At 55.0% G+C, this 19,851-nt stretch carries 12 protein-coding genes and 1 pseudogene; 12 read left to right on the top strand and 1 reads right to left on the bottom strand.

Annotated features, from left to right (window positions below; genetic code table 11):
- The first annotated feature begins 10 nt into the window (after positions 1-10).
- The 8 genes from ACSAMM_RS14825 (at position 11) to ACSAMM_RS14860 (ending at position 12,076) form a co-directional block, all read left to right on the top strand.
- A complete protein-coding gene (locus ACSAMM_RS14825; RefSeq protein ID WP_178724557.1) occupies positions 11-919 on the top strand; it encodes an ABC transporter permease subunit in 909 nt (302 codons plus the stop codon).
- A 22-nt stretch (positions 920-941) separates the two neighbouring features.
- Positions 942-1,892 carry an ABC transporter permease subunit gene (locus ACSAMM_RS14830; protein WP_178724555.1) on the top strand — a complete coding sequence of 317 codons (951 nt, stop codon included), beginning with the start codon at positions 942-944 and terminating at the stop codon, positions 1,890-1,892.
- Positions 1,893-1,976: 84 nt separating this feature from the next.
- Positions 1,977-3,347 (top strand): ABC transporter substrate-binding protein, encoded by a 1,371-nt coding sequence (locus ACSAMM_RS14835; protein WP_457792062.1) that lies wholly within the window; start codon positions 1,977-1,979, stop codon positions 3,345-3,347.
- A gap of 32 nt (positions 3,348-3,379) precedes the next feature.
- On the top strand, positions 3,380-5,122 hold the full coding sequence (locus ACSAMM_RS14840; RefSeq protein WP_457792063.1) for a DUF4838 domain-containing protein: 1,743 nt from the start codon (positions 3,380-3,382) through the stop codon (positions 5,120-5,122).
- Positions 5,123-5,173: 51 nt separating this feature from the next.
- Positions 5,174-7,174 (top strand): DUF4838 domain-containing protein, encoded by a 2,001-nt coding sequence (locus ACSAMM_RS14845; protein ID WP_457792064.1) that lies wholly within the window; start codon positions 5,174-5,176, stop codon positions 7,172-7,174.
- A gap of 97 nt (positions 7,175-7,271) precedes the next feature.
- Positions 7,272-8,924: a hypothetical protein gene (locus ACSAMM_RS14850; protein ID WP_457792065.1), complete on the top strand. Its 1,653-nt coding sequence runs from the start codon at positions 7,272-7,274 to the stop codon at positions 8,922-8,924.
- A gap of 82 nt (positions 8,925-9,006) precedes the next feature.
- Positions 9,007-10,101 carry a sugar-binding protein gene (locus tag ACSAMM_RS14855; RefSeq protein WP_178724545.1) on the top strand — a complete coding sequence of 365 codons (1,095 nt, stop codon included), beginning with the start codon at positions 9,007-9,009 and terminating at the stop codon, positions 10,099-10,101.
- Positions 10,102-10,270: 169 nt separating this feature from the next.
- The gene (locus ACSAMM_RS14860; RefSeq protein WP_457792066.1) at positions 10,271-12,076 is read left to right on the top strand and encodes a metallophosphoesterase family protein; all 1,806 of its coding nucleotides are present in this window, start codon (positions 10,271-10,273) and stop codon (positions 12,074-12,076) included.
- A 687-nt stretch (positions 12,077-12,763) separates the two neighbouring features.
- Here ACSAMM_RS14860 and ACSAMM_RS14865 read toward each other — a convergent pair.
- A pseudogene (locus ACSAMM_RS14865) lies at positions 12,764-13,522 on the bottom strand (glycerophosphodiester phosphodiesterase).
- 53 nt (positions 13,523-13,575) lie between these two features.
- Between ACSAMM_RS14865 and ACSAMM_RS14870 the strand changes: the two are divergent.
- From ACSAMM_RS14870 to ACSAMM_RS14885, 4 genes are all read left to right on the top strand, one after another.
- On the top strand, positions 13,576-15,042 hold the full coding sequence (locus ACSAMM_RS14870; RefSeq protein WP_457792067.1) for a GH1 family beta-glucosidase: 1,467 nt from the start codon (positions 13,576-13,578) through the stop codon (positions 15,040-15,042).
- A gap of 596 nt (positions 15,043-15,638) precedes the next feature.
- Complete coding sequence (locus ACSAMM_RS14875; RefSeq protein ID WP_457792068.1) at positions 15,639-17,996, top strand: extracellular solute-binding protein; 2,358 nt, start codon at positions 15,639-15,641, stop codon at positions 17,994-17,996.
- A 43-nt stretch (positions 17,997-18,039) separates the two neighbouring features.
- Positions 18,040-18,978, top strand: a complete 939-nt coding sequence (locus tag ACSAMM_RS14880) for an ABC transporter permease subunit (RefSeq protein WP_178722600.1) — start codon at positions 18,040-18,042, stop codon at positions 18,976-18,978.
- The gene (locus ACSAMM_RS14885; protein ID WP_178722602.1) at positions 18,979-19,851 is read left to right on the top strand and encodes an ABC transporter permease subunit; all 873 of its coding nucleotides are present in this window, start codon (positions 18,979-18,981) and stop codon (positions 19,849-19,851) included.

Here is a 19,851-nt window from a genome sequence, read left to right on the forward strand (position 1 = left end):
AGGATAACGAGTGCGTAAACACAAAGCAAACGGACTTATAGAAAAGCGGGCGAGGATGGGGTATTTCTTCGTGCTGCCGTTTATCATCGGTTTTCTGGCGTTCACCGTCTACCCGCTGATCCAGTCGATGTTTTTTAGTTTTCAGGACATCACTTACAACATGGACGGCTATCATACCCAGCCGGTAGGAATCGAGCATTATACATACCTGCTCGTGAAGGATCCCAGCTACCGCCTGCTCCTGCTCAATTCCCTGAAGGATATGCTGCTCAATGTGCCGCTGATTGTGTTTTTCTCGTTTTTCGCGGCCAATCTGCTGAATCAGAAATTCCGCGGCCGGCTGCTGGCGCGGGCCATCTTTTTCCTCCCGGTTATCCTCGCGTCGTCGTCCGTGCTGGGGATGAACGTGGACGCCATCATGGCCTCCGCCAGCGGCGGAACCGGGATCGGGGAAACGGCCCGCGAAACCGTGAACCTATCCATGCAGATGCAGACGTTTCTGAAGTCCGTCAATCTGCCGGGAGGGTTTACCGACTATGTTATCAGCGGGGTCAAACGGATCACCACCATTATATCGGCGTCCGGTGTGCAGATTCTCCTGTTCCTGGCCGGGCTTCAGTCGGTGACACCCTCCCAATTGGAAGCCGCCCACATGGAAGGGGCAAACTCTTGGGAGATTTTCTGGAAGATCACGGTCCCGATTGTCAGCCCCATTCTTCTGGTCAGCACCCTGTATACCGTTATCGATTCCTTTACCGCCAATTCCAACCCCGTTATCCAGGCGGTACAGGGGAAATATGCCGGCCTGCAGTTCGGGATGGGTTCGGCCATGTCCTGGCTGTATATCCTGGTGGTTTTTCTGATTATCGGCCTGGTTTACGGGCTGCTGTCCAAAGTGGTGTTTTATCAAGATAATTGACTGAGAATCGGGGAGAAATGTCATGCGTGTTTCATCATACCGCCTAAGGAAACAGAGCCAGCAGCTGCTTTGGGCCATTCTGAGGACGCTCCTGATTCTGGGAATTGCCTTTGTGATTCTGCATCCGCTGATAGAAAAGCTGAGCATGTCCTTCAAAGCGGAAATCGATATGTACGATCCCACGGTGGATCTGATCCCGAAGCATTTTACCCTAAACAACTATGTTGAAATGATAGACGTCATGGAGTATGGCTCCACGCTGCTCTGCACCCTGCTGCTGTGCTCGGGGACGGCGCTGCTGACCACCTTGTCCACCACGATGGCGGGCTATGGTTTTGCCAAATTTCCGTTCAAGCTGAACCGGCTGCTGTTTGCCTGCGTCCTTGTGTGTATGGTGGTGCCCCCGCAGACGATCATGATGTCGCAGTTCCTGAACATGAGATTCTTCAGCTTTTTCGGCCTGACCAATCTGTTCGGCTTCAAGGGCTTTGACCTGACCAACAGCCCGGCTTCTCTGTTTTTGCTGTCCGCCTTCTGCAGCGGGATCAAAAACGCGTTTTTTATCTTTATTATGCGGCAGTATTTCAAAGGGTTCCCCAATGAGCTGTATGAGGCGGCGGCCATAGACGGCGCCGGTCAGTTGAAAATCTTCGTGAAAATCATGCTGCCCGCCGCCATGACCATGATGGTGACCGTGTTTCTGTTTATGTTCGTCTGGCAGTATAACGACAGTTATTACACCAATATGCTGGTGGGTAATTTCAAAACCATGACCAGCGAGCTGAGCCGGGCCGCCAGCGATTTCCGATTGGGTATTTTCCTGAACAGCATCATCCCCACCAACAGCGGGGTCAAGGCCGACATGCTCAAGGTGACTGGCGAGATTCTTGCCATTCTTCCGCTGATGGTGGTGTATCTGTTCGGCCAGAAATTTCTGCTCGAAGGCGTTGAGCGCAGCGGTCTGGTGGGCTGAACGATCTGGCTGGAAAGGAGGCGGACGGAACATAGGTATATACGCACAAGTCGATCGTCACAGATATACAAGGAGGTCTTTTTTATGAAAAAAGTGAGTCGCGTTTTGGCCCTGCTGGGCGCCGCCGTTATGCTGATGGGGGTGTGCACGGCCTGCAACGGCGGGACGGGAAGCTCCTCCGCAGATCCCGACGCCCCCTCGGTAAAGGGACTGGGTGGAATTACCGTCAAGATGGCCTTTCCCTATGAAATTGTGATGACCCCCGGCCTTTCAGCTGAAAACGACGCGTTTATCAGCCGGGTTGGCGAGGTGGAGAAAAAGTACGACTGTAAAATCGAATTCGTTTACAAATCCCAGACGGATTATTATAACACCCTGGTGCAGAATTGTTTGGCAGGGCAGCCGACGGGCGATGTGATTAACGTAGGATCCAACCGCCTGCCGGATTATGCCAGAAAGGGCATATTGGAACCGCTGGAAGGCTACGACGCCTACAAGCAGTACCTCGGCAACCAGCTGAGCAAAAAGGCGTCGGATTGGATGAGCCTCGACGGCAAAACCTACGGCATGTGCGCCGAACCGCTGGAGCAGCGGATGTTTGTCACCTTCAACAAGCGCATTTTCAAAGAGAACAACCTGGACGATCCCTATGAGCTGGCCAAGGCCGGCAACTGGACCTGGGAGAAGTTCACCGAATATGCCAAAAAATGCACCCGGTACGACTCTTCCGGCAAAATCACCCAGTACGGCTTCCACGGCGATCTGTTCAGCGTCATGGCGTCGGCCATCGCCTCCAACATGGGCGATGTCGTATCCTTTGAAAACAATACGTACCGGCTGGTCCTGGACAGCCCCAACTCCCTGGAGGCGCTCAACCAGGTGGAAAAATGGATGCACACGGATCGGATCATGAACGCGGAGCACGTGTATTGGGACGGCCCAATGCGCATGTTTGAAAAGGGTCGGGCCGCCATGATACTGTGCCCCGGCATCTGGGTCCCCTATGAGCGCTTCAACACCACCATGACGGATGACGACTATGGCGTCATCTATTTCCCCAAGGGTCCCAAGGCCAGCGATTACGTCGCTTCCTACGACGGCTGGGAGTGCATCTGCCTGCCTACCTCCACCAAAATCGACAAGGATACGCTCATTCGCCTGTATGTGGAGACCAAGCTGCCCGCGGATTTTGACGCGTCCTCCGACGTGGCGGAAATCTTCACCAACAAATACGGCGCGTCTCTGCGGGACGAGGGCTCCCTCGAGGTGCTGCTGGACATCCAGACCAACAGCAAATTCCGTCTCATACGTTATCGCGAGCTTTTCGATCTGGCGGGAGACAGCCTGCCCAACTTCGCCAACGAACTGGCCACCGGCGAGAAGACGGCGGCGCAGGTGGTTGCCGAAGTCAAGCAGCCCCTCCAGGCCTATCTGGACGATAACTACAACAAATAACGGTCAACGGCCTCTGCAACGGGAGGGATTTTGTGTCCGTCTGCGAAAAGAACGGGCCGCCCGGCGTCAACCGCTGGCTGGCCGCTTATACGATTGTGCATGGGGTGGAGGCTTCACCCGTCGAAAGGACGGCCGCCGGCGAGCTGCAGCGGTATCTGGAGACGATCACCGGCATCCGGCTGCCGGTGACCGATGCCGCTGCGCCGCCCTCCCCCTGTGAATTCCTGATTGGACGAACCGGCCGTTCATTCAGGGCCGATGTCGCCGGGCTGACTGACGACGGCTTTGCCGTCCGCCGGTGCGGGGGACTGACGGCGATAGAGGGAACCTGTGGCCGCTCCACCCTTTATGGTGTGTACTATTTTCTGGAGACCTACGGGGGCTGCCGGTTCTATGCCCGGGACTGCGAGGTTCTGCCATCCCCCGGGGCGTTCCGTCTGCCGGATGCGATAGACGACCGGTGCAGTCCGGCGCTGTCCTTCCGGGATGTGGACTGGTTTGAGGCGCACGACGCCGCGTTTGCCGCTAAGCTGCGGATAAACTCGGATCACAACCGGGTGAATAACGCGGCATACGGCAAAACCATGCACTACGCGGGGGATCGCTTTGTACATACCTTTTCGGCGCTTCTGCCGCCGGAACCCTGGTTTGAAAGCCACCCGGAATATTTCGCGCTGCGGGAGGACGGGGAACGGGATCGGGGGGCGCTGTGTTTGAGCCATCCGGAGGTAGTCCGCCTGCTCACCCGCGGCGCGCTGGATGCCCTGGAGGCCGATCCGGCGGCGGATATTCTGTCGGTGTCGCAGAACGACAACCCGCAGTACTGCCATTGCCCCGCCTGTCAGGCCGTGGCGGACGAGGAAGGCAGCCAGGCCGGCCCCTTGATCCGCGCGGTCAACGCCGTCGCCGCCGCGGTGGCGCAGCGGCATCCTCATGTGCTGGTGGATACGCTGGCGTACATGTATTCCCGAAAACCCTGCCGGACAAAGCCGGCGGACAACGTGATCGTCCGCCTCTGCTCCTTCGAATGCGAATTCGACACCACCCTGGACGATCCGCAGCGGGAGCCGAACGCAGGCTTTGCCGCCGATCTGGAGGGATGGAGCCGGCTGACCAACCGCCTGTACGTCTGGGACTATACCACCGATTTTGACATCTATCTGCAGACGTTCCCCAACTTTCATGTCCTGCAGCCCAATATCCAGTATTTGCTCCGTCATCATGTCACCGGCATTTTCGAACAGGGCAACCGCGAGCCGGACGGGGAATTCGGCGCTCTGCGCGCCTATCTGCTGGCCAAGCTGCTCTGGAATCCCGAGGAGGATGTGCAGGCCCTGACCGACGGCTTCCTGGAGCACTATTACGGGAAGGGCTGGCGGCATCTCAAAGCCTATATCACCGGCTTTGAGGAGCTGATCCGGGAACTGGGCACCGGCGCCACCATTTACGCCAAGACCGAAAAGCTGGTTCCTTTTAAGGACCGTCGTACCCGGGCGTTTCTGGAACGTGCGCGGGCCTGGTGGGACGAGGCGGAAGCGGAAGCGGCGGGCGAGCAGAAGGAGCGGGTCAGACGCTCCCGCCTGCAATTCACCTATCTGTCCCAATGCGCGGCCTATGACGAGCAGAAGGACACCGCCTCCTGGAAGCAGGAAAACGGGCGGCTGCGCGCCGATCTCATCCGTTGCGGCATCCGGATGCGCGAGCATATAAAAGGGACGCTCGAGGAGGTGGATACAGACATTTCCCCGCTGGAGTGGGTGGATCCCACCCGCTGAAGCGCCGGTTGTCCGCATCGAAACCGATCATAAAGAATAGGAGAGAAACATATGGCGAAAACAATGCGAAGCGGGATGGCGCTGCTGCTGTCCCTGCTGCTGCTCCTGCCGTTGGCCGCTTGCGGAAAGCCCGCCAATCCCGGCAGCTCACAGGCAGGCGGCCAGAGCGGCGAGAGTCCGTCCTCCGCTGCCGGAGCTCCGGAAAGCGGGGATTTCACCGTCTCCGGCGCGGACAGTTCTACAGGAACCGAGTCGGGGGCTGGCCAGGAAACCACCCGGCGCCCGCAGAATAACTCGGCCGGACAAAAGCCCGGCGCGACCACGACCACCACCCGGCGGACGGCCTCTTCCTCCACGGATCCGGCCAGCTACGTGATTGTGCAGGGAGCAAAGGCCACCCGTGTCGAACAGCAGGCGGCCAAGGAACTGCAGAGCTATCTGAAGAAAATTACCGGCGTTCAGCTTTCCATCGTGAATGACAGCACGGCGGAAACGGCTAACGAATTTATCGTCGGCAGTACAAGCCGCAGCGTGAAGGTAGACAAAAGCAAGTTGAAATACGACGGCTTCGCGGTGCTCAAAAAGGGAAACAAAATCGCGGTGGAGGGGGTCGACGATCGATCCACCCTTTACGGCGTGTATCACCTGCTGGAGACGTACTTTGGCTGCGGGTTCTATTCCGAGAACTTTGAATCCGTCCCCGCCTCCAAGACCATCCGCCTGCCCGACTCCATCAACGACGTGCAGAACCCGGCGCTGGAGTACCGGGACGTGGGTTGGCACGCCACGCTCGACACCGTGTTCGCCGCCAAAATGCGGAACAATTCGGATCATAGCCGCCGCGTAAGCAGCAGCTACGGCCGGGGAATCCATTATGCGGGCGGCCAGTTCGTGCATACCTTTTCCTCCCTGCTGCCCGCCAACAAGTATTACAACGCGCATCCGGAATACTTCGGCCTTACCGTCAGCGGCGGCCGGGATACAGCCACCCTTTGCCTGAGCAATCCGGAGGTCGTCAAAGTCCTGACTCAAAGCACGCTGGATCTGCTGTCGAAGGATCCCGATTCCGACATTGTCTCGGTCTCCCAGAACGATACGACCGCCTATTGCCGCTGTGAAAAATGCGCCGCCATTATTAAGGAAGAGGGCAGTCCGGCGGGCCCGATCATCCGGGCGATCAATCAGATAGCCGCCGAAGTGAAGAAAAAGTATCCCCATGTCCAGGTGGACACCTTGGCCTACATGTATTCTCAACCCCCCTGTAAGACCAAACCCGCGGATAACGTCATCGTCCGTCTCTGCTCCTTCTACTGCGCGTTCGATACGCCGCTGAACGACGATGAACGCACGGTGAACCGTACGTTTGCCAACGATCTCAAGGGTTGGGGCAAGCTGACCAAGAACATTTATGTATGGGACTACACCACGGACTTCGATTTCTATCTGTACACCTATCCGAACTTCAGTGTTCTGCAGCCCAACATCCAGTTCCTGATCGAGAACAATGTGACGGGTATTTTTGAACAGGGCAATCCGAATAAGGGCGGCGAGTTCGGCGAGCTGCGCGCCTATCTGCTGTCCAAGCTGCTGTGGAACCCGAAGGCCGATGTGAACGCGCTGATGGACGGCTTCCTGCAGGCGTATTACGGCAGTGGCTGGAAGAACATCAAGACCTATATCACCGAGTTTGAAAAGCTGGTGAAGAAGCTGGGCACCTCCGCCACCATCTATATCAGCCCCGAGATTCTGACCCCCTTTGGCAACGCCAACACCAAGGACTTTGTCGCCAGGGCGCAGGGCTGGTGGGACGCGGCGGAAAAGGCCGCCTCCGGCGATCAGCTCGAGCATGTCAAACGCTCCCGCCTGCAGTATACCTACCTGGCCCAGTCGGTGAATTACCGCAGCCAGAAGAACACCGCGGCCTGGAAAAAGGCCAATCAGCAGCTGCTGGATGACATTAAAAAGTACAACATCCAGCTACGCGAGCATGAAGAAGGCTCCATCAATAATGTGGATGTCAATACCCCGCCGATAGACTGGCTGGACACCTGACGCAGGTGGCTGCGTACCGATTTGGATTGATGGCGCGGTTCGCACAGCCTCAGTCGGGCCGCCCCTTCAATATATATTAAAAAAAGGAGAGACAAGTATGACTAAGTTGCACGGCAAAATCGTATCCCTGGTTTCCTGTATGGCCCTGATCCTCGTGATGTTGGTCGCCTTTGTAGCCACCGGCGCGTCGGCGGCCGTCATTCCCGCGGAAAATGCCGATACCACCAGCGTGGGCACCCCCACAGGCGTTGCGGATCCGGAATGGGAGAAGGTCCCCGCGAAAGAGCTGGGCGCCGTGGTAAATGAAGCTTGGAACTTTCACAAATGGTATGGCGACCTGACGGCGGAGGATAAAAAGGATGTTGTCTCCAAAGCCTCCTACCAGCTGATGGCGGACGGTAAGAATATGTATATCCGTCTGAAGGCGGAGGATCCCTTTGTACGCCAGGACGCCAGTTATGCTCCAGGCGCTTCCGCGTGGACCTATGAGGGCTTCTTTTTTGGCGCTCTGGGTTCTTTGGGCGAAGTGTCCGCCTATCGCTGGTCGGATTTGAGCAGCCAAGGAATTACCAAGGTGATTAAGGACGAGACCTGGGGTTACTATGAGATGCTCACAATTCCCTATGAGAAATTGGGCGTGACAAAGGACAATAATAAGATTACCTTTAACGTGGGGTATAACGACTCGATCGAGACCGTGAATAATCAGGCCATGTTCCCTGCACCGGGCGGCAGGAACTATATGCTGTTCGCCATGTGGAACAATCAGAAATATGAGGTTACCGTTAACCCTGCGGAGGCCCCTGTGGAATCTTCCGAGCCGGAGTCCTCTGAACCCGAATCCTCTGAGCCGGAATCCTCCGAACCCGAATCTTCCACCCCGGAATCCTCCACTCCCAGCGAGCCGGAGGAACCGACCCTGGACAAAACCATGAAAATCGGCACCCCCGCCGGCTATGACGATCCCATCTGGAATCAGGTGTCCGCCATCCCGCTGGATTACTTCAAAACCAGCACCAATGTCGCGGAAGGCCGGACGGACAGCCAGGTGGCCAAAGACAATAAGGTGGACGCCGTCGTGTCCTACAAAGTGATGTATGACGACACGTATATCTACTATCTCTATGACGTGACCGAAGCCAACTACCAGGAGGTAAGCACCTATTGCCCCGCTGGCCGCGACTGGTCCAAGAACGGTATCTATCATGTATATCCGAAGCTTGGCAGTGCGGAAATCTCCGGCCACCTGTGGAACCTGCCTTCTAAGAACATTCACCTGGAGGATGGCCACTACATTGCCATGCAAAAGGTCAACCGCGAGATGATCGGTCTCGCCGCGGACGCCACCGAGCTGCAGGTGCGGGTTTACTACAACGGCTTTTACGGTGAGGACGGCCCGCTGCCTGTCACCGACGACGGCAGCCGGAACTACTGGCTCTGGAACTCCTCTGAGAGCAAGAGCAGCGGCACCGTCACCTTCACACTCAGCGAGGAGAAGTTGACCCCCACCCCCACCCAGCCGGAGGAGTCCTCCAATCCCACCCAGCCCGAGGACAGCGATACGCCCGCCCAGCCGGAAGAATCCACCCCCACGCAGGAGAATCCCACCGACCCCACCCAGCCCACCGAGCCGGACAATGTGACCACCGGTGAGTCCTCCCGTATCGTGTGGTTCGGCGCGCTCGCGGCCGCGGCCTTGGCGGCGGCTCTGCTGACGGTGTACAAAAAAGCGGCCCAAGGGCAATCCTGAACGACGCGTAAGCCCGGCCTGCCTTAACAGGAGAGGCGAGAGGGCCCGGCGGATAAGTCCTCTGTATAAAGGAGAGCAGCATATGAAAAAATGGAGTATCGTATTGGCCGCGGCCATGGCCCTTTCTCTCGCCTGCCCTATGGGGAGCCTGGCGGACGACAACCCTAAGGCCCAGTATGGCACGCCGGTTATCGACGGTAAAATTGACGCCGTCTGGAACACCACCGATAAGATTCCCGTCATCTGGGCCGGCGATGAGACGGCAACCCGCTATAACGCCGCGGATAAGCCGCTGAAGGATTCCTATGCCAGGGTCATGTGGGATGAAAACAACCTGTATTTCCTGGTATATGCCGCCACCGACAAAACGCCCAGCGATCCGGCGGACGCCCCCTCCTCTGTGGTGCGCTTTATGACGGAGCAGGTGACCCTCTTTGTTTCGGAGACGGCGGACGACCTGGGCAGGTATTATGACAACAGCGGCAACTGGCAGCTGCTGGTGAACCCCTATGAGCGCAACAGCAAACCGTCCACCGGCGCCTTGACCTCCAACAAGACGAATATCAAAACCGCAACCGCCAGCTGCGTGCGCAATGCCAGCGACTATCTCTGCGAAATCAGCATTCCCTGGTCGGAAAAGGGCAATCACAAGGCCGGCGACTGGCTGGGCTTCAACTTTGGTATCAATGACGATATGGACGAAAACGGGGCCCGCGATTATTATGTGTCCTGGGCCAACCCCTCCTATCAGCGATATTGGGAAGCGCCCGACCTGCCGATAGTGGAGCTGGCGGGCAACGCCCCCGCCAAGCCCACGACTAAACCGAACACGAATGCGACTACAAAAGCCCCCGACACCCCGGCTAAAACCACGGCCGCCTCTCAGGCGGAGGCCTCCTCCGAGCCGGAGGACGTTTCTTCGGAGGCACCGGTCTCTTCCGATGCTTCGGACGCGGCCGAGCCGGAGTCCAGCGTTCCCACCCAATCCAGCGAAAGCGCCAGCAAGCCGGATACCACCTCCAACAGCAGTGACACACCCACGAATATCGATGAACAGGGGGGCTTCAGCCCGCTGTGGATTGTGCTGATTGTGGCAGGGGTACTGGTCATTGCCGGAGGAGTTGTCTTCATCCTGTTTAAGAAAAAGGTTGGTCCCTTTGCGGGAAATCGGTCTTAAAAGGCGCATGAGGACATTTCGCAGCAGCCTTTATACGTGATGGGACTTTTTACTAGAGCCCACAAAACCGGGACGGCGGCGTCAGCCGCCGTCCCGACAGGCCTGTATGGAAAGAAAATCCGCAAGCATACGCAAAATTTTGAAAAGCATAAGCAGGGAGGTCTGAGACTTGAAAGTCAGGCAAAAAATTTTGGCGGCTATATCCAGCCTTTTGCTGGCGGCGTCCGCTTGCGTTCCGCTGTCTGCCTCTGCGGACAGCGCTCTCTTGAGTACGGACAAGGCGGCCTATACCGAGGGCGAGGCCATTATGATAACAGCGGCCGGGACGGGCAATGACTGGGTGGGCATCTATCGAAAAGGCGAGAACCCGGGGGCGGCGATACAATCCATCCGGTGGTACTATGTGGCCAAGGACGGCAACACGTCCGGGAAAGCCAAAAATATTTTTGAATCCGAATATATCGTCCGTCAGGATTTGAAGAATCTGCCCGCCGGGGAATACACCATTTTTTTATGTGAAAACGACGGGTATACGATGTTGGCGCAGACGGGCATCATCATTAACGAGAAGAACACGGCTCTTGTGGCGCCAGCCTCCGCCGTCTATGAGCGGAACAACCGCTTCACCGGTTCGGCCGACGGCAAGCTGACCATCACGGCCAGTAAGGACGCGATCCCGGATTCCTATGCGGCTTTCTGGGGGAATGCGCAGGGGAAGCTGGCGGACTATACCTCGTTTCCCCTGATTAAGGCCGCCGGAGAGGTCACCACGTATACGATGGTGGCCAACACCCTGATCCCCAACGGCGCCGATCGGATTCTGGTGTACGCCGCGCGGGGCAAACGGCTCTCGGAAACCTATGCCACCGCCATGCTGCCGAAAGGCTGCAACGAGTATGATTTCGGCAAACCGCTATATGAGTTTCAGGTATTCAGCGACATCCATCTGAGCGATAACCCCGCCACGGCAGCTATCCACAACGAGCATTTCACCAGTGCGCTCAAACAGGTTAAGCAGCTGTCCCCGAACAGCAAAGGTATCATGATCAACGGGGATATCGCGGACAACGGTACGGTAAGGCAATACGAGCTTTATCAGGATCTGGTCGAAAAGGCCGGCTTTGATCTATCGCAGGTGCGCTGCGCCATCGGCAACCATGATTTTTATGGGCCGGGCAATGATAAGCAGAAGCTGTTAACCTTCCTGGAATACACCAATCCAGATTCCAAAACGATTTATTTTGACGAGTGGATCGACGGCGCCCACTTCATTTTCCTGGGCAGCGAGATGGGCGGAAACGGCTTGTATGCCTATCTGTCGGATGAGCAGCTGAACTGGTTCCGGGAAAAGCTGGCGGAAAAGCGGGATGAAAACCGGCCGATCTATGTGTTCCTGCACCAGGGACTTATCGATACGGTGGCGGGCACCTACGAATATCAGGGATGGCACGGTATTGACCGGGCGGAGGAATTTGCCGCGATCCTCAAGGACTATCCCGAGGTCATCCTGTTTAGCGGCCACAGCCATTGGGAAATGAATTCCGCTTCCAACATGAAAGAGCGGGACGAGAATTTGCCGACGATTTTCAATACGGCCTCCGTGGCCTATCTGTGGAGCGACGCGCAGGCCACCATCGAGGGTGCACAGGGATATTTTGTCAAGGTGTACAAGGATAAGGTGCTGGTTCTTGGCCGGGACTTCGACAACGAGCAGTGGCTGGCCTCGGCGCAGTACCTGGTGCAGTATGGCTCGGGGTCCCCTGTGGAGCCGGAAAAGCCGGATTCCAGCGTCTCTCCGGAACCCCAGCCCACGACGCCAACCACCGGACAGACGAATACCGCTTCCGATGCCGCCTCTCCCACCACCGGCGACTCGAGCCTCCTGTATGTAATGGCTATCGTGGCAGCCGGGCTTGCGAGTGCAGGGCTCTATTTCCTTCGCAAAACCAATAAGACATCCGTCACGTCTGAATAAGCCATATCCCAATCTTTTCATGCAATCGTAGTTTTTGATTTTTAAGAAATATAACACAAGCCGACAAGTTTACCAGTAAGCTTGTCGGCTTGTGTTATTCGTTCGCCGGTCGGTATTCAGAACCCGGGAGCTTTGCCTCCCTGGCGGACAGGGATAAAAAATAGAGCGCCGCACGCTGACGCGCACGACGCTCCATTTTTGGTCCGCCCGGAGGGATTCAGAACCCAGGGGGTTCGTCTCCCTGGCGGACAGGGATAAAAAATAGAGCGCCGCACGCTGACGCGCACGACGCTCTATTTTTGGTCCGCCCGGAGGGATTCGAACCCCCGGCCTTTGGAATCGGAATCGCATGGGTGGGGTGTCACAGAAGATTACCGAGGGGCGGGTAATGCCACGTAAAGCCTAGTATTCATGCGGGTTTCAAGGCTTTTGCGCCTGTAAATCTTAACCGACCCGCTTCCCGTTTAAAGACCGCTTATTCCAGAAAGTATTAGAAAAAATCTTAGAAGTTTTTCCGCGCGTAAGCCCATCACTGTTTTTAATCTCCTAAGTTGTGAAAATTAGAACACAGAGCTGGAATGGTTACCGCCACTTCCCCTTTTGCTATCTTTCATATTGCGATAACCATTACAACAAATGCCGGCCGGTAAACGCTCCCGGGTCCGCCGGTTGGCATTTGTCAGTTTCTCATTTAACGTCGCGGCCTAGGGCGCGAAGAACACGGTCGGGAACATTGCTGATGATACCGTCTACTTTAAGGGCAATGGCCCGCTCAATTGCTTCAGGAGCATCCACGGTCCAGACGTTGATGAGAAGCCCTCGATCATGGCAGGCGGTCACTACATCTGACGTTACGCCGTTCAGCGCCGGGTGAACGGCGTCGGCGCTGTACCGTTCCGCCAGCGCCACGGTTTCCTCGGGGGAAAGATGCTCGCCATATAGAAGTCACGTGCGCAAATCTGGAAACAGCTCCTTGAGACGCGCCGCCCAGTCATGACAGAAGGTGATGATAGCTCGTTCTGTGCAATGATGCCGGTTCAGCGCCTCATATAAGATGCCCAATGCCTCATCTAGTTCCTGGCCGGCAGGCAGCGGGGGCTTTAATTCAATGTTCAATACGGTCATACGGCTGGTGAGGTCCAGCATTTCGTCCAGTGTGGAGATACTCGTTCCGGCAAACCTCTCCGAAAACCAACTCCCGAAATCAAAACGGCGCAGTTCCTCAAGCGTACTCTCATGGATAAGGACGTTTCCGTCGGAACAGCGGGCAATAGATGCGTCGTGGCTGACAACGAACACCTTGTCTTTCGTTAAATGAATGTCGTTCCCAAAGCCGTCCGTTCCCATTTCCATAGCTAAACGAAAGGCGGGCATGGTGTTCTCCGGCGCATAGGTGGACGCACCGCGGTGCGCATGTACAACGCTCATGGGATATTCTCCATCCATTTATTGCCTTTCCAGTATGCAATGCTTTACGCGTAAATACAAGAGGTCGTTGGATGTATAGCGCAAAAATGAATCAAAGAAATGTTGGTCCTTATAAGATTTATCAAAAGCTATTTACTTCTCCAATTAAAGATGATATAGTTATACGTGTAACAACTTGGGAGGGGTTTAAAATGGCTTGTATTTTTCCGAAAGATTTTTTATGGGGTGTGGCGACAAGTGCCGCCCAGATAGAGGGGGCGGCTCAGAAGGATGGTAAAGGCTTGTCCATATGGGATGTGTTTTCCCGGATTCCCGGCAAAACGGCGAACGGAGATTTGCCGGAAACGGCTTGCAACCATTATGAGCTTTATAAAGAGGATGTTCAGCAAATGAAGCGGTTGGGGCTGAACAGTTATCGCTTTTCCGTTTCCTGGCCACGGATATTGCCGGAGGGCAAGGGGAGAATCAATGACAAGGGCCTGGATTTCTACAAAAGACTGGTGGACGAGTTATTGAAAAATGATATTGCCCCCAACATGACTCTGTACCATTGGGATTTACCCTATGAACTGCAAACATTGGGCGGTTGGCTGAATCGGGATACAGCCAAGTGGTTTGGAGAATATGCGCAGCTTCTATTCAAGGAATTCGCGGATCGCGTGCCGCTCTTTGCCACGATTAACGAACCAATTGCCACTTATATGGGGTATGCCACGGGGCTTTTCGCGCCTGGGCTCAAAAGCGAGGCGTTTGGGAAACAAGCCAATCATAATATACTAAGGGCTCACGGCGAGGGCGTTGCGGCTTTCCGGGCGTGCAGCTCCCAAAACAGCCAGATCGGTATTGTGGTCGATATTTGGCACCGGCATCCCGCGCGCCCGGAAAACGAAGAGGACATTGCTATCGCATTGCGGGAAAACGAAGAATCGTACCTTTCCTATTTGAATCCGGTTCTAAAAGGCCGCTACTCGGCGTATTTGCTGGATAAAATGGAGCGGGACGGCACGATGCCGGAAATCAGGGAAGGCGACCTAGAGCTTATCAGCCAGCCCATTGACTTCTTTGGCTGCAATTGCTACAACCGTGTAGTGGTTTCCGCGCAAGCAGCAGAGATAAAACGTGCCATGGAACGCAACGGAGGTAATTTCCTGGAAACGGGTGTGGAGTACTATCCGCGCTGCGTATATGATGCGATAACCATGTTGCGTGAGGATTTTCAATTGAAAATCCCTATCTATATTACGGAAAACGGCGTACATAATGCCAACGAACGAGTAGGGGCGGACGGCAGGGTTCATGACGCTTATCGCATTCAGTATGTGGAAGGCTTCCTTAAATGGATTCACAAAGCTATTGAAGACGGGGCTGACGTCAGGGGGTATTATCTCTGGTCCCTATATGACAATTTCGAATGGACGGCGGGCTATTCGTATCCTTTCGGTATTTTGCACACGGATTATTCGACGCAAAACAGGACGTGGAAAGACAGCGCCTATTGGTATCAGAAGGTCATTCAGGAGAACGGGCTGGGCGATTAATAAATTAAATATTTTTTAAAGAAAAGTATTGCATTTGTTGTACGGACAGTCTATAATTGTTTTGTGTTACACGTATAACGAAACGAAAATAAGGGGTGATTGCTTTGCGGATCTCTCAAAAAAGGTTTTTGACGGGATTGTGCGCCTTGGTGATTTTTGCCACGACAATTGCTCTCGTTCCCATGACCGGTTTCGCGGAAATTGCAGATACATCCCCTGCTGGGGAGACCAGGAAGGCCACAGGATACGGCGCTTATATCACGGCAATGCAAACGGGAGAGTCTCCCAGTCAAAGTGTACATGTGGATCTTTCTTCTCTGCACGGCGGCGAAAATGTTCGTTTGGTAAAAGAATACGCTGGCAAAACGGGTGACGTGGTACTGACGGAAGAGACGGGACGGGCAGAATGGACGATAGAGGTTTCACAGGCCGGTTTATATACGATCACGCTTGCATATTACCCCATGGAGGGGACCAGCTCAGCCGTTCAAAGACGCTTGCTTATTGATGGAACAGTCCCTTTTGAGGAAGCCTCTCAGCTTGAATTCGGCAGAGTATTTGCCCGGGAAAGCACAGAAGATGAGGAGCGGCAGACCGTGCTGAAGGAAGAGCCGCAGTGGCTGTCGGCCACGCTCCAAGATGCTTCCGGCTTTTACGGCCCCCTGCAGTTTTACCTGACACAGGGGACGCACAGCCTCGCGCTGGAATCGATAGCGGAGCCGATGGCGATTGCATCCGTTACGCTGAACCCTCCCGCTGAACCCGTACCGAACTATACGGAAGCTGTAGCGGCATATCAAAGGCAAGGCGCTTCGGCGGTACAGGGGGTGCTGAAAGACGGAATTTTAAAGGTGCAAGCGGAGGATACCAGCGCGGTGTCGAGCCCCGCGCTGTATGCCAGCGCGGACAACACTTCCCCGGCTAACGAGCCCTACATATATAACGAACAAAAAATCAATGTGATTGGCGGAACCCGCTGGCAGGAACCCGGGGCGTGGATTACATGGAAAATCGAAGTGCCGGAAAGCGGGCTTTATCACATCGGCTATCGTTTTAAGCAAAACTATTTGCGTGACGTTCCCTGTGTAAGAAGTCTGCGTATTGATGGGGAGATTCCGTTCAGTGAAGCACAAAATATGGAGTTTGCGTTCGATTCCAGTTGGCAGGTAACCGCGGCAGGCGGCGATACGCCCTATTTGTTTTATCTGGACAAGGGCTCTCGGACGATTACGCTGGAGGTGACGCTGGGGGCGCTTGCGCCCTCCCTGCTTGACGCCTCACAGAGCCTTGATGAACTGAATACGGCAAGCTGGCGGCTGCTGACCCTGCTTGGCTCCGAACCCGACCTATACCGGGATTATAACATCGACCAATACATGCCCGACGTAATCGAGGTATTCCGGCAGCAAGCGGCGCAGCTGAAAAAAATTGCCGCCAGTTGGGTGGATCTGACGGGGAAGCAGGATTCCAATGTCGCGCAGATGAATCAGCTGGCATACCAGCTCGATGAAATGGTACGCTCTCCCGGGCAGATCCCCGGAATTTACAGCCAGTTCCGCGATGCGCTGAGTACCTTTGCCAACTTGCTCCTGGATGTGAAAAAGCAGCCACTGTTGCTGGATTATTTGTTTATTGCCGAGCCGCAGGCAGCACTTCCGACAGCCAATGTGAGCTTTTTCCTCTCGCTGAAAGACGGTGTTCAGAAATTTCTGTCCTCTTTTGTCAGCGATTATAACAACCTTTCGGGCGGCACCGGCGATACCTCCATAACCGTATGGGTGGGCAACGGCCTATCGGGCGGCCGCGATCAGGCGATGGTACTCCGTCGGCTGATCCAGCAGCAATTCTCTCCCTCTTACGGAACCGCGGTGAACCTCCAGCTGGTTCCGGCGACGACCATTCTGACTGCCACAGTGGCGGGATTGGGCCCGGATGTGGCTCTGCAAGTCAGCGGGGGGGATCCGGCCAATTACGCCATGCGGGGAGCGGTGGCGGATTTATCTCTTATGGAAGATTTCGACCAGGTGGCCGAACGGTTTTCCGACAGCGCCTTGGTCCCCTACCGGTATCGCGGCGGCATCTATGCCTTGCCGGAAACGTTCTCCTTTCTAATGATGTTTTACCGCCGGGATATTCTGGAACAGCTCGGAATCGACATCGGTTCGATCCGGACCTGGCAGGATCTTATTGGCGCCCTGCCCACGATACAGGGACAAAACATGAATGTGTCCCTGATGCCGAATTTTAATTCCTATGCCATGTTCCTCTATCAGAATCAGGGACAGCTTTACAGCGAGGACGGCAGCAGGACGGCGCTGGACAGCAAGACAAATCTGGATGCTTTCCACTATTTCATGCGGCTTTTTACCGACTATAATCTCCCATACGCCTACAATTTCGTCACCCGCTTCCGCACGGGGGAAATCGTTATCGGCATAGAAGATTATACCAACTACAACCTGCTGCAAATTTCCGCCCCGGAAATCAGCGGCCGGTGGGGCATGACCACCATCCCCGGCATCGCTGGCGAGGACGGCGCCGTGCAAAACATTTCCCCATCGTCTGGATCCGGCTGTGTGCTGATGTCCGCCAGCAAAAATAAGGAAGCAGCCTGGAAATTCATGAAATGGCTGACCAGCAGCGATACGCAGTATCAATACGGCAAGGAACTGGAGAGCGTCATGGGGGTCGGTGCGCGGTATAACACCGCCAATCTGGAAGCTCTCGCCAGACTGCCTTGGCGCACTGTCGACAAACAGGTTCTGCTCAAGCAGCTGAAAGCTACCCGGGGGATTCCCGAGGTGCCGGGCGGGTACATGACCAGCCGGAATGTGGGCTTTGCCATTGCCACCGTATACAGCGAAAATGTCAGCGCCCGTGATACGCTGCTTGGCTATGTGAATCAGATCAACCGGGAAATGGCTCTCAAACGCCGGGAATTCGGCTTGCAGTGAGGGATGTGGGGCGTCAACGTTTAGAAAAAGGTGGCCGATGCGAATGTTTGCAGGAAGACATGCTTTTAAAGCTCGTCTCAAATCCGATTGTTCCAATACGTTTAAAGCCATGCGGAAGCACCGCACGCATTATCTGTTTATGCTCCCGTATCTGCTTATTTTCACCCTGTTTACCATTCTGCCCGTCGTGGTGGCGGTGTGCTTAAGCTTTACGTCTTTCAATATGCTAAGTGCACCGCAATTTATCGGGGTCAGCAACTATTTTCGTTTGTTTCTAAATGACGATATTTTTGTTATTGCGCTTAAGAACACGCTGGCTTTTGCCGTCATCGTCGGCCCGGGAGGCTTTTTGCTCTCTTTCTTTTTTGCTTGGCTTATCAACGATCTGTCGCGTGGCATGCGCGTGTTTTTCACCATCGTTTTTTACGCACCGTCTATTTCCGGGGGCATATTTGTTATCTGGAATTATCTTTTCAGCGGCGATGCCCAGGGTTATATCAACAGCATGCTTCGGAGGCTGGGGGTGATACAGGCGCCTATCCAGTTCTTTCAAAATCCAGCCTATATGTTTCCTGTTTTAATCGTAATTATCCTATGGATGAGTCTGGGAACCTCTTTCCTTGTGTTCATCGCGGGGTTCCAGGGCGTGGATAAGCAGTACTATGAAGCAGCGGCGATAGACGGGATCACCAACCGGTGGCAGGAGTTGTGGTTTGTAACGCTGCCGCTGATGAAGCCGCAGCTGCTTCTCTCTGCTGTACTGAGCATAACCGGCTCTTTCGGCGTGGGGGATGTTATTACCGGTCTCTGCGGATTTCCCAGCACCAATTATTCCGTCCACACCATTATGAACCATCTGGCGGATTACGGCACTATACGGTACGAGATGGGCTATGCCTGCACGATTGCAACGCTCTTGTTTTTCATGATGATTTTCTGCAACATGGCGGTGCGCAGACTTTTGAAAGGCGTGGGAACTTGAATGATGTCGATTTCACATACCCTATTCAAAAAAAAAGTGGCTCGTTCGGTAGGCGGCGATATTGTCCTGGTTCTCTTTCTCGCACTTATGGGGCTGCTGATGATCCTGCCGTTTGTCTACACGATTTCAACGTCGCTGAAACCCGCCAATGAGCTGTGGCTGTTTCCGCCTCGCTTTTTTGTTATCAAGCCCACTATGAAAAATTTCGGCGATTTGTTTTCCCTCATGTCGGATTCCTGGATACCTTTCAGCCGGTACATATTCAACACGGTATTCATCACTGCGGCCGGAACGCTGCTGCATATCGTATTGGCCTCTATGTGTGCCTATCCGTTGTCGCGGTATCGGTTCCCGGGCTCCCGCTTTATTTTTTCCGTCATCCAAACCACGCTTATGTTTAGCTCGGCCGTCACGGCGATCCCCAGCTTTATCATCATGTCCAGACTCCATCTTATTGACACTTATACCGCTGTCATCCTGCCAGCAGTAGGTGCCCCGCTCGGCCTGTTTATTATGAAGCAGTTTATGGATCAGACGGTGAATCTTTCTGTACTGGAAAGCGCGGATATCGACGGTGCCGGGGAGGGAACCAAATTTTTCAAGTTGGTCATGCCCATGGCCAAGCCGGCATGGATCACGCTGATGATTTTCACGGTGCAATCTTTGTGGGGGCTGGGAAGCTCGTCGTATATTTTCAGTGAGCAGCTGAAAACCCTGTCCTATGCACTCAGTCAGGTGCAGGCGGCCGGCATTGCCCGGGCGGGGGTCGGCGGCGCCATCACGGTGCTGATGATGCTGGTGCCCTTAACCGTGTTCGTCGTTTCCCAGTCCAATATTATAGAGACGATGTCCACGTCGGGCATGAAGGATTGA

The organism is Anaeromassilibacillus sp. SJQ-5 (genome assembly GCF_054108045.1).

Excerpts from the sequence above, each read along its gene's own strand:
- ACSAMM_RS14830 (WP_178724555.1), top strand. The coding sequence starts at position 942 with ATGCGTGTTTCATCATACCGCCTAAGGAAACAGAGCCAGCAGCTGCTT.
- ACSAMM_RS14835 (WP_457792062.1), top strand. The coding sequence starts at position 1,977 with ATGAAAAAAGTGAGTCGCGTTTTGGCCCTGCTGGGCGCCGCCGTTATG.
- ACSAMM_RS14845 (WP_457792064.1), top strand. The coding sequence starts at position 5,174 with ATGGCGAAAACAATGCGAAGCGGGATGGCGCTGCTGCTGTCCCTGCTG.
- ACSAMM_RS14850 (WP_457792065.1), top strand. The coding sequence starts at position 7,272 with ATGACTAAGTTGCACGGCAAAATCGTATCCCTGGTTTCCTGTATGGCC.
- ACSAMM_RS14855 (WP_178724545.1), top strand. The coding sequence starts at position 9,007 with ATGAAAAAATGGAGTATCGTATTGGCCGCGGCCATGGCCCTTTCTCTC.
- ACSAMM_RS14870 (WP_457792067.1), top strand. The coding sequence starts at position 13,576 with ATGTATAGCGCAAAAATGAATCAAAGAAATGTTGGTCCTTATAAGATT.
- ACSAMM_RS14880 (WP_178722600.1), top strand. The coding sequence starts at position 18,040 with ATGTTTGCAGGAAGACATGCTTTTAAAGCTCGTCTCAAATCCGATTGT.
- ACSAMM_RS14885 (WP_178722602.1), top strand. The coding sequence starts at position 18,979 with ATGATGTCGATTTCACATACCCTATTCAAAAAAAAAGTGGCTCGTTCG.